The following is an 11,129-nucleotide window of genomic DNA, read 5'->3' as shown; positions in this document are numbered from 1 at the left end:
ATTATTGAACAACGTGTTGATTAATTTCATTATAAAAGGGAGATAAACTGGGAGCAATGACCACTTGACGTCCATCTGTCGCATAAGCGACACATCTCGACAAACTGTTGAAGAAAGAGGCGATTTCAATGAAAAAACAGGATTTACGCGTCATTCGGACCGACCGGAGGATTCGTGAGACGTTCCTTCAGCTGATCGACGAAGTTGGTTTTGATGCTGTGACGATTAAGTTGTTGACGGATCGGGCGGAAGTCAACCGCGGGACGTTCTACCATCATTACGCGGATAAATACGAACTACTCGAGCGGATGACGAATGAGATTTTTGAAAAGATTGAAGCGACGTTTGAACGCGAGATTCCCTTTGTCTTAATCAACCAAAAGGAGAACTCGCCATACCGGCGCATCATCCCGTTTTTGATCTTCCTCTATGAAAATCGGACGCTGATGCGAATCTTGCTCAGTCCGACGAGTGACGGGATGTTTCGGAATCGAGTCCGTAATTACATGCAACAGATTCTGTTCTTGGGACTACCGGAACAAGGAGAACGGCTCGTTCCAGAAAATTATCTCATTGCCTATCTCTCAGCCGCCCATCTCGGTGTCATCGAATCCTGGTTGCGCCATCCAAACGAGACATCACCGGAAGAAATTGCCCGGATCATCTTTACGATTTCGATGGAAGGGCCGTTTCGAGCAGCGGGGTTCCGACGATGAGTATTGAGCAAGTCTTAGAAAAAGTCGTCGCGTGTTTGCAGCAAGAACGGATTCACTTTGGCATCGGTGGTTCATTATTGTTATACCATCATGGACTGCCTGTCACTCCGCGCGACATCGATCTCGTCGTCGCGTTAGCGGACGCCGAACGGGCAGTCCTATTGTTATCTGAGATGGGAACTGTCGTTGAACAAGACGAGACGTCACTTTACGCGACGGAAGTGTTCCAAGAATTTATGATCGAAGGAATCGATCTCGATCTAATGAGCGGTCTGCAGATTCGCCATGACGAGGGGATCTTTATCTATCCGTTTGCTGAACAAACGATTATTAATGAGACCGGACTTCCATTTATGTCACTCGTCGATTGGTATGTCATCTATCAATTGATCCCAGGACGAGAACAAAAAGTCGTGATGATTGAGCACTGTCTTGCTGATCAGGAAGTGGACCGAGAACGACTCGAACAACTGAGACGACTTAATCTCCCGAAAGACGTAAGCAATCGGATAGATCAATGGCTGAACTAACTCATAAGTCGCGCATTAAAACGACTTCGTTCGTTGCCGGTAAGTAAGCATGATTCGAGTCAAGCAAACCACAGAGAACGTATTGACCTTTTGAAGCGGCAAACACATAACGCGGCGTGAGTAAAAGGTACGGACGTAATGCGTTGAAGATGATGTCTTGCTGATGATCTTCGAGTTCCGGTGGAGTAACGGATGCGAGCGCGGTATGGAGTTCCTGATCGTCGGTCAAGCTAATCCAGTCAAGCGTCTTTTCGTCAAGGAGAATCGTGACGCGTCTTTGCTGATCAACATATGACGTCGGATGCGCGCGTGACAATTTGACAGCAAGGTAAGGATGTTGCCGGTAGATATGACGAATCATCCATTGTCCGGATTCACTAGGGTAGACGTTTTGGACGATTTTTTGAATCGCGTTTCGACAGGCGTTCACTGTCTCTTGCGAAATCGGATGAAAATCAGGATGTTCGGTCTGCATGATTACATCCTCTGCTGTCACACTTGCTGCTGATTGGAAAGGATGGCGTTTGAGAATTGAAGTTGACGAATTTGCCCACGTTAAGATGTCATTTCGATCGAGTGATGACGTGAAATCCAGTTTACTAGGCACAAGGATTGATCCTTCTTGTGTCACGAACGTCTCGACGACAGTATGCGCGTATTGATGTCCTGGTTTTGTATAGGAGAACCACTTTATTTGTTGTTTAGCTAGCGAGTCGATGTCCTCGAGCGTTAAAGCGAAAGGTTCCTGATTCACATGATGATCACTCGGGTGAGGACCGTATAGGAACAACTCATCGAGTTGACCGTTTTCCGTTAATGTCAGATGAATGAAACAACCGGGAGACAGCCGAATCCCTTCGTGACAACTCACATAACTGAAAAAAGTGTCATTTTCTTCTTCGAGCATGAAATGCGTACCATGGATCATATCGGTCTCTGATTCGATCCATGCCATCCGAGTGGTTGAATCACGTAAATCGTCAGGCACGGAATGAATCGAGTTCGGACCGTGTAAGGATAACGTCGTCGTTCGTTTCGTAACAGGGTCAATCGTAATCTGCACGGTTCCTTCTGGAAGCATCGTTCCATCCTCTTCCTCGATAACAGATGCACCTCGCGGAATCCAAAACGTTTCAAAAGAGTAGACGGTTTGGTCGTTTATTTTGTGTCGAGCGTAAGATGACTCATAGAAAATGTAATCATTTAACTGATACTTCTCGAGAATGAATTCGATTAATTGGGTAGTTATGATATGCACTACGTTCACTCCTTTAAATAACGATTAGCTGATTCATAATGATGATTGATCAAAAACAGGTGTACAATATCAGCTAATTATTCAAGGAAAAGAGAAGACCATCGATGAGTACTTTCTCTTTTTCATACGTTTAGTGTAACCGTGAAGTATTGGAAAAAGAATGTGAATTGAAATTTATTACATAATTGTAAGGCGTTGAACACGAATCAATGTATTATTCTAGAAGAGTAACTAGAAGAAGAATTGAGCTGTAGGAGGAAACAAAAGTGTCAGATTTTAGTCTAGCAATGAATCTTTAATTTGGGAGTGTCCATCTCATTCTTATGGCGATGGCGATCCCATCGATCATCTATGCACTCTATCTATTACGAAAAATCGCTAACAAATGATTGCAGGAACTTTTTGGTAAGAACAAGAAGACAGTTTAAGTACCCTCGCATCATCAAAAGGAGACGGTAGCATGTCATTTTGGACATGGTTTGCAATCTTATTTGTGTTAGCGGTCAGTGTTTACGCAGCTTCTCAATCGAAACGTTCCAAGAAATAACAAAAGGCGCGACTTCCGTTTACGGAAGTCGCGCCTTTTCGATTATTCAGTTTTGCGTGTCGAGCCAAGCGATTGCCTCTGCCAAGTCGTCGGCGATATAGTCGACGTTTGCTTGATCCATCCGGTCAGCGTAATCACGAATGGAGCTCTCTCCAGCACCGGTTCGGACTAAGATTTTGATACATCCAGCACGAGCGGCTGCCACCATATCACTCCAGCGGTCTCCGATGACGACACATTGCTCGAGTCGGAGATCGTGTTTTGCTTGTGCTTGCCATAATAAATCTGGTGATGGTTTGCGACAGGTGCAGTGATCTTCCGCTGCATGCGGACAAATTAGTATGTCATCAAAGCCGAAGTCCTGTAATTCTGTCCGGAACTCCTCTTCACGCGCGAGTCCTTTTGAAATACCAGGCTGATTCGTAAACGCAATCAACAACATACCTTGGTTACGTAAACGTTCCATTAGTGAAGCGACGTGAGGGAATAACGTAAACGTTCCGGGATAGTGGACGGTGTTATCTCCACCAATCGTTCCGTCTCGGTCAAAAAATATTGCTTGAATAGAATTCATGTGTACAACTCCTTAGTTTACGAAGCATCTTTTAATTCTTGATACGGTTGAACACGTGCTGCCAGTTGTGCTGGGATGAAGGCAGCGATGACACCGAACAAAATCGGTAAGGCAAGTGATACGCCAAACAATAATGGTTCATTCCACGGAACAAGATCATACAGGAAGTAAATCGTTGTATAAGCGACAATCAGTCCGACGATGCCGGAAATGAGACCGACAAGGAATCCTTCGAGGACGATCAATTGTCGGATCGCGCCGTTCGTCCAACCGAGCGCTTTTAAGACAGCAAGTGATGCCCTGCGATCGGTGACGTTTTGCCACATGATCTCTCCCGTCGTCAAAATGGCGATTGTGATGGCAATACCCATCGTCACGTAATGCATCGGACCGACTTGCAGGGCGACGAATTGACCGAGCCACGATGTATAAAGCACTCCTTGTAAATGGAACGTCACGAATAAGAAGAACGTCAGCAATGCCGTCGGTAGAGCGATCGAGAGGACGGACAAACTGTTCCGCTTCCATTTCCCAAGTAGTTCTTTTAGCGCCAATGTCACGGTCGAACGAAGCTTCAGTCCGATACGAGCCGATTTCGCGTATTCGCCGGTCTTGATCGCTTCATACGGCGAGATCCGGCGAATCGTCCACGCCGACCAGGTCGCGCCAGCCAGGTAGATGACGAGACTGAATAGGGCAATCCAAACAAGACTCCAGCCGTTCATCGCTTCGTTCCGAACGAGCGAGAAAATGCCTTCGACGATCAAGGCAATCGTCGAGACGAATCCGGCTAGGATGGCTGCCTCAATCAAGACGATTTTATAAAGGTCCTTCGTCCGCCAACCAAGTGCGAGTAATACGGCAAACTCCTTCCGGCGAGCGAGCATCGAGACGTAGCTCGTTGCAAGGACATAAACGATGGCGACGGCGAGCATCGCGAAGATGACTCCTGAGAAACCGACACTTGTCTCACGGAAGATTGTCATTGCAGCACCGATGTGGATCCACGGTTGTTCGATCCAACCGAGCGTCTTGCCGTCATCGACGACCTTCGTAACGACCGGTTGTGGGGAGGAACCCTTGGTGATCGTAGCGATAAGACCAGTCTCTCGTTCGATTTCCGACTTGATACTTTGTAAGGTTTTATCTGATTGTTCACCGACAGAAGAAGCACCCTTTACTTTTAACCGGATCGATGAAATCGATTGATCGCCCATCACCTCTTGGACACTATCGACTGTCGTAAGAACGTTTGGAGAGTTCGTCAACAGACCAATTGGATTCCCGGTCGTGTTGATCGGTTGGGCAGGATTGACTGGTTCATTTTTTGAGTCAAGTACGATACTCGCAGCCGATGGTCGATAGGTCTCCATCGGTAATTCGTTCAATGGATCTTTGGAGACATTGATCTTGTTCGGATCATACAAACCGACGACATTAAACGTCAGATAAGGATTCATTGACTTAAAAGTAGATCCATCCGATTTTTTCATTTTTATTTCATAAGAATCTACCATCCGGAAGCCACGCTTCGGAAGATAAGAGGATGGTAATATAGCATTTTTGAATGCAGTAGGTGCTGTGTGTATTTCATAAGCATTCTCCCATCGTGTAGGGAACGGACTCTTCACCGTTTGATAAGTCAATGAGCCTGTCTGGGCGACGAGTTGAGCGTTAGTATTTGCTTCCGAATGCGGAAGTACCTTAGTTTTTTGACCGAGTAGGGAATCAAAAAAAGCGCTCTCGACTTTAGAGGCATCGACTTTAATGTCTTGGATGATCTTTCGTTTTTCTTGATCGAGAGGTTGAGGAGCGTTCGATTGAGCTAGTCGTTGATAAAATGTGTCGCGTGCTTGTTTCGTTTTCAGATCGACGTTAACTTGTTCTAACTTGAATTGACTATATCCCGTATTGAAGGATTTTGGATTAATCAATACCGGAATATTGAATTCATTGGAACTCTTCTTGCTGGCTGAGGAGACATCCTCTTGACTAAAGTAACGAAACTTCTTTTGATTCAGGATGCTCTTATCCAAACCGACGAGTTGCGCTTCCGCCTCCGGATCGATTCCGACGATAAGACTATAGGTAAAGGGTTGTATGGATGAAAAATCTTGCGGATTTTGAAGATGGATCAATCGCGTATTCGAAGGAACAAGCGGCTCTTCCATAGTTGAAAAGTAGGCACCATCCTGTGCGATGAGTTCTTTCGAAAATCCACCAGCACCATAATGTGAATTACTCAGTCGATAAATACCAGGCTCGTCCGGAAAGTGGATTTGATTTGGAATCGAGATGCCGATATTGGCGTACCCCATGACAGCAACCGGAGCTGCAATATCAATCGCATTCATTTGTTTGATTTGTTGGTATTGTTCAAAGGAAATTCCACCATTGATACCATTTAAATAGTTCGGTTCGAGTAAATCATTCGACTCACTTGCAAGCTGACTGCCTTTTGGTCGGACGACGATATCGTAGGCGGATGACCATTTTTTCTGTAACGTCTGTTCGACCGTGCCTTGACTGGAGTCGGTCAAGTTGAACATCAGACTGAGTCCAGCGCTGATGATGAGCGCACCGACGAGCGTAAGGATGAATTTCCCGCGCTGCCGGCGCCATTGATTGATGACGAAACGAAGCATATGTAGTCTCCTTTGCTTGTTATTGGGAGATTTGCGTCTTTAAATAATGTGCAAGATCTTGTTCGAAATGGTGAATCGCTTGTGCATCGAGTGCTTCTACTTCTGCTTGCGCTGCGTAGCGGGTGACGAAGTAAGGAGAGAGTGGCGTTACCAGATGAATGCGCTCCGTCCAGTCTGTCAACGACTCATGACTTCGCCGCTTGAGGGCACGTGGTAATCGTTGGTTAAAATCAAATAGCATCAGGCGTAATGATTCTATAGGAGGAGTAGGCATAGACTGAGTTGTTGTAGACGAAGTTTTATTCTTGAAAGAAAGATTTGATTGATCTTCCATAGTCTCCGTAATGTCTAAAGTATGTTTTCCTGTGAGTCGCTTTCGTTTTTTGATTACAAAATAAATGATGAAACTTCCGACAAGAAGCAACAAGAGAAGGATGATCGAAAAACTAGAGCCTGCCTTTTCTTCGGCTGATTTCAAAAAGCCTGGCGACTTGATAGCATTGGCTTTTCCACGTGCTGTTCCATCCACTTTTTCCGTTTTACCTGTACTTATACCTAAAATTTCACCTTCAGAATTTTCGTCGATCGTGTTATCGAGTGTACAACTATTTTTTTTGAAAATAAGTTTTGATAAGTCATCATGATTACAATCTCGTACGATCGTCGTCTCCTGTTCCGAGAAGTCCGCATTCCGAAACGCTTCATACGCAGACTGCGTCGATACCGACAACAATAGAAAAACGACAAGTGAGCCGATAAAGCTCGTGATTAATTTGGCACGAAACGTGTGCAACGCGAGACACCTCCCTTTAAACAGTACTTAAACACATTGCACCGTGCGTTTTCGGCGGTCTTCGACGATCCGACCATCCTGCATGAAGAGAATTCGGTCAGCGCGTTCGGCGAGTTCTAAGTCGTGTGTGACAAATAAAACGCCACATTTGTCTTCACGATGCAGTTCTAGCAACAGTTCAAAAATCGCGTCACCGGTCATGGAATCAAGATTACCAGTCGGCTCATCTGCAAGAATCCATTGCGGATGATGCAACAAGGCGCGGGCGATTGCCACCCGTTGTTGTTGCCCGCCGGATAGTTGAGCAGGTAAAGCATTTCGTTTGTCGTCGAGTCCGACCCGATCGAGCAGCTCGAGGATTCGCTCTTCTTGATTAAACGATGTCTTTTGTTTTAACAAGGCGACCTTTAGGTTTTCAGACACCGTCAGTGACGGTAGGAGATGAAACTGCTGGAAGATGAAGCCGATCTCTTGCGAGCGAAATTGTGATAACCGTTTGTTCTTCCAAGACGTAATGTCCTGTCTGTCATAGAGAATCTGACCGGACGACGGACGATCGAGCGAACTAAGGAGACTAAGGAACGTCGATTTTCCGGACCCGGACGGACCGACGAGTGCCGTTACTTCCGATTGCAAAAATTGTCCGTTTAGTTGATGCAAGACATCGGTCCGGACACCGCTTCGCTCGAACGAGTGCGAAACATCTTGAAAGGTAATATTCATGCGACCACTCCTTTTACATAATTTGGTTAAATATAGTGTATTATTTTTAGAAAATTTTGTCTATTGTGTTTTTATTTTCGAAATCCTTACTCATTTATGTTTTTCTCATAACTTCTCTCTAAGACTGGATTAAACACCGATCAAGGAAGGCATTTAAAACGAAATGAAGATGCAAGAAAAGGCTATGGATCAGTGGAAGAATCATGCTGATGCTCCTGTGAATCGATACCACCATCTTTTTAGGACGATGAGAGGCATAAGGAACGAAAAGAGTAGTGGAGTCGAAAACATTAAAAATATTCTTCTATTTCTCAGAAACGCTTGAAACAAAAAATCGGTAGACGGTCATTGAAAGGAAACGGTACCGCCTCGATAAACAACCTCGGACGTCACACCTAATATTGGAACAACAGTGGACGAAGAAATCACTTCGAATTGTCCTTGATTTACTAGACGTATCTGTTAATCGTCAAACGGATGATCGATTCACATGATGGTGAGGTAACGATTGAGAATCATCTGCATCAAGGAACTATCGTGACCGTTTTGTTGATGATGCACGAGATTCGAGCATGATGACATAAAAAAGGAGCGCGAACTCACACGAGATCTTCGTGAAGTGTGGCGCTCTTTTAATATGTTTCTAGTCTGATATGAATTGCTCGTAATTGTTTTTCCAAAGCCGTTCTCGCTAAAGGTTCACCCTTTCCTGGACCAGGCTTAAAGGCATAAGGGCTAAAGACTTTAGCACCTTCTTTGAGCCAGTTCGCGCGATACAAGTCGTGTGTCTCACTTCTCGATAAAAAAATACCGTCTTCGATTTCGACATCATCGTCTACTCCGAACTGAAAGCCGCAGCAAGAACAAAGTTCAAACGAAGCGTCACCATTTTCGTCATAAGCAACGTCGTCCATTTGCGCATATCCGCAGACGGAACATGTGTATTTCATGAAAGCACCTCATTGTTCAAGAATCTTTTGATACGTGTATCCTTTTAAGATATCTGCTTGATCCGTATAGGTCCAGTCAGCAATGGACTGATCTGGATGCGATTCAAAATAGTGATTGAGGATATCACGCCCCAACATGTAGTTACTCCAACGAGGAATCTCTTTTTGTTCGTTACCTACGACGAAGTCGAGTTGTGATACTTCATTGCTGTTGACCAGATGTACGACATGTTTCTTCGTTGCTTCATCCATTTCGACATTCCATGGAGGGGAGACGCCTTTGACGATTCGGTCGGCAAAGGCATCTGCCTTTCCTTCGACGATGACGGAATTAAGAGTCGTACTTAAACTAAAATCAGGTGTATCCTTGAGGACTAAGTGATGATATTCGTGTGCCGTCGAATATGCCAGGATGTCTTGATCGTAGTTTGTATCCAGGTAGAGAATGAATGCATCTTTATAGGCTGCTCCTGTAACACCTTTCATCGACTGAAGATCGAAAGAGGATTCAGGATTAACCGGAGCGACGATAATGGTACTTTTCTTTTTGGGAAGGATCTTATGAGAAGCGATGTAATTTTTTTTGATGATTTTTGTAATGTCATCTTGTTGTTTCATCAAGTTCTCGATTTTATCGAGTAGCTCTTGTTCGTACACGGTTGATTGCAACATCGGGAAACCTTTCAAGTCGGCTGTCGCAAACTGCTCCTTTTCCCCGATTTTGTCGATATAGCTTAAGACATATTTCGCATAATTCTTTTTATCTTCTTCAGGATCATTGTTTTTTAAGGACGATTGTAGATATTGTTTATATGGTTCATAAAGAAAAACAATGTTCAATTTACTTTCGGCATCGATTTTTACAGATTCGGATTTTACTTTTGTACTCTTTGATAACAGTTCAGTAGTGGGTTGTGTTGTCTTTTGCTCCTCTGTACAAGCAGACAAAAACAGAAGGGGAGCAGTTAAAAGTAATATCAATGATTTTTTCAAGTTACGTTCATCCTCCTTTTTTATGATGTAACAACTGCTTTCTATATCAATCCTCTTTCGCCATATAATCAATGACGATCGGATCGCTGTAGGACAAAATGTAAAAATCCTGTTCATGCGTCCTGATGGCAAATAAGTGCAAGTCTCCCCGTTCAGTATAGAGTTCCTTCGTTCTCATAAACTTCGCAGCAAAATCACCGAACATCGATTCTTTTGACTTCACGACTGGATATGGATTTTGAAGCTTCTCGTCGATGATGCCATGCTCTTGTAATGTCCCTAGGAAGACGGCGTACTTTTCAAAACGCATCAAAAAGTAATCACGCGAAGGATCGTTGATTATAAGCTTGAACGCTTCGTCAGCCCCATAAAAATAGAAATCAATCGCATAATGATCATTTGCCTTTAGCGACATCTTATCCAGTTCAAGTTCGTATTCTTCAGTCGCCAGTAAAAAATCAAGATCAATCGTTTTCACGGGAAATCACTCCTCTATGAAGATCACGAACATCTAACGTGAAAGATAAACTGTTATTTTTCTGATGAATCTTTATCGATGAACCACTTTTCCCCATGTTCCGCGATGAAACGGTATTCCGCGCGGTAATGTGTGTCGTGACCCTCTTCTTTCATCTTGATGAAGGCAGCATCACCGTCCGCAGCTCTTTGATCAATTAATAGATAGAGGGCTTCGATGCGCAACAATAACATGGATCGCAGTTCGGAACGCGGTCCTTCATAGCCATACGCATCAAGGAACCGACTCACTCGCTTGGCGCAACGTGTGTCATCTTGCTCCGGTGAATAAGCAAGAACGGATCCGTCAGGTGCTTGTCGTCTGCTGCTAAGCGGAACGAACGTATAGAGCGTGTAGACGATATCCCAAGCACGTGGACCGGGTGCCGCGAGGTCAAAGTCAATCACGCCACTCAGTTTTTGATCCTGAAAAATCGTATTGTAGACGGCAAAATCGTTGTGACAGATGACTTCGTATGGAGTCGGGGTATTGAGCAACGGTGCCCAGTCCGGTGAGACGTCGAAGTCGACTGTCGCGTCATGATACTGGCGCATCAGACGTGCGACATCGTCCAATACGTCATCATGCCACATGTATGCTTTTAGGGGATAATCGGCCGTTTCGCCAGGGAGAAAGGTCAGGATCTCTCGATTTTGTTCGTCGATACCGACGAAACGGGGAACACCGGATAGGCGTTTCGCTTCTAAGTGGCGTAATAACCGTTGGACGTTGTTGCTGTTCTCTTTTTGTGAGCGATAGACATGCTCACCTTTTTGATAGACAGCGGAGACATTTCCGCCGGTCAATCGTTGTTCTTCAGACATGAGTGTTCCTTCTTTCTTTTGTAATCGGTTACATATCGGCTAGTCTTTTTGCATGCGTT

The 11,129-nt window shown here is 44.6% G+C and carries 11 protein-coding genes; 2 read left to right on the top strand and 9 right to left on the bottom strand.

The genetic code is table 11. The features are described 5' to 3' along the window. Positions 1–128: 128 nt before the first annotated feature. Both HZS85_RS05070 and HZS85_RS05065 read left to right on the top strand, forming a co-directional pair. Positions 129–716, top strand: a complete 588-nt coding sequence (locus tag HZS85_RS05070; protein WP_214853985.1) for a TetR/AcrR family transcriptional regulator — start codon at positions 129–131, stop codon at positions 714–716. Then, complete coding sequence (locus HZS85_RS05065; RefSeq protein ID WP_214853982.1) at positions 713–1,246, top strand: nucleotidyltransferase family protein; 534 nt, start codon at positions 713–715, stop codon at positions 1,244–1,246. Before HZS85_RS05070 ends, HZS85_RS05065 begins: the two co-directional genes overlap by 4 nt. A gap of 1 nt (position 1,247) precedes the next feature. Here the strand turns inward: HZS85_RS05065 and HZS85_RS05060 are convergent, their stop codons facing one another. The 9 genes from HZS85_RS05060 to HZS85_RS05020 all read right to left on the bottom strand — a co-directional run bounded on the left by HZS85_RS05060 (position 1,248) and on the right by HZS85_RS05020 (position 11,070). After that, the gene (locus tag HZS85_RS05060) at positions 1,248–2,504 is read right to left on the bottom strand and encodes a hypothetical protein (RefSeq protein WP_214853979.1); all 1,257 of its coding nucleotides are present in this window, start codon (positions 2,502–2,504) and stop codon (positions 1,248–1,250) included. 593 nt (positions 2,505–3,097) lie between these two features. Then, positions 3,098–3,625: an HAD-IIIA family hydrolase gene (locus tag HZS85_RS05055; RefSeq protein WP_214853976.1), complete on the bottom strand. Its 528-nt coding sequence runs from the start codon at positions 3,623–3,625 to the stop codon at positions 3,098–3,100. A 17-nt stretch (positions 3,626–3,642) separates the two neighbouring features. Beyond that, the gene (locus HZS85_RS05050) at positions 3,643–6,270 is read right to left on the bottom strand and encodes an ABC transporter permease (protein WP_214853973.1); all 2,628 of its coding nucleotides are present in this window, start codon (positions 6,268–6,270) and stop codon (positions 3,643–3,645) included. A 19-nt stretch (positions 6,271–6,289) separates the two neighbouring features. Further along, a complete protein-coding gene (locus tag HZS85_RS05045) occupies positions 6,290–7,063 on the bottom strand; it encodes a hypothetical protein (protein WP_214853970.1) in 774 nt (257 codons plus the stop codon). A gap of 27 nt (positions 7,064–7,090) precedes the next feature. After that, on the bottom strand, positions 7,091–7,786 hold the full coding sequence (locus tag HZS85_RS05040; RefSeq protein ID WP_214853967.1) for an ABC transporter ATP-binding protein: 696 nt from the start codon (positions 7,784–7,786) through the stop codon (positions 7,091–7,093). Positions 7,787–8,418: 632 nt separating this feature from the next. Then, a complete protein-coding gene (locus HZS85_RS05035) occupies positions 8,419–8,736 on the bottom strand; it encodes a hypothetical protein (protein WP_214853964.1) in 318 nt (105 codons plus the stop codon). A gap of 9 nt (positions 8,737–8,745) precedes the next feature. Continuing rightward, complete coding sequence (locus HZS85_RS05030) at positions 8,746–9,729, bottom strand: DUF2268 domain-containing putative Zn-dependent protease (RefSeq protein ID WP_251137846.1); 984 nt, start codon at positions 9,727–9,729, stop codon at positions 8,746–8,748. A 46-nt stretch (positions 9,730–9,775) separates the two neighbouring features. Further along, positions 9,776–10,207: a hypothetical protein gene (locus tag HZS85_RS05025; RefSeq protein ID WP_214853961.1), complete on the bottom strand. Its 432-nt coding sequence runs from the start codon at positions 10,205–10,207 to the stop codon at positions 9,776–9,778. A 53-nt stretch (positions 10,208–10,260) separates the two neighbouring features. Further along, positions 10,261–11,070: a phosphotransferase gene (locus tag HZS85_RS05020; protein ID WP_214853959.1), complete on the bottom strand. Its 810-nt coding sequence runs from the start codon at positions 11,068–11,070 to the stop codon at positions 10,261–10,263. Between the last annotated feature and the right edge of the window lie 59 nt (positions 11,071–11,129).

The organism is Exiguobacterium sp. s130, from assembly GCF_018619055.1.
Classification (GTDB): domain Bacteria; phylum Bacillota; class Bacilli; order Exiguobacteriales; family Exiguobacteriaceae; genus Exiguobacterium_A.
Note: the sequence above shows the minus strand (reverse complement) of the source record. Positions and strands in the feature narration are given on the sequence as shown.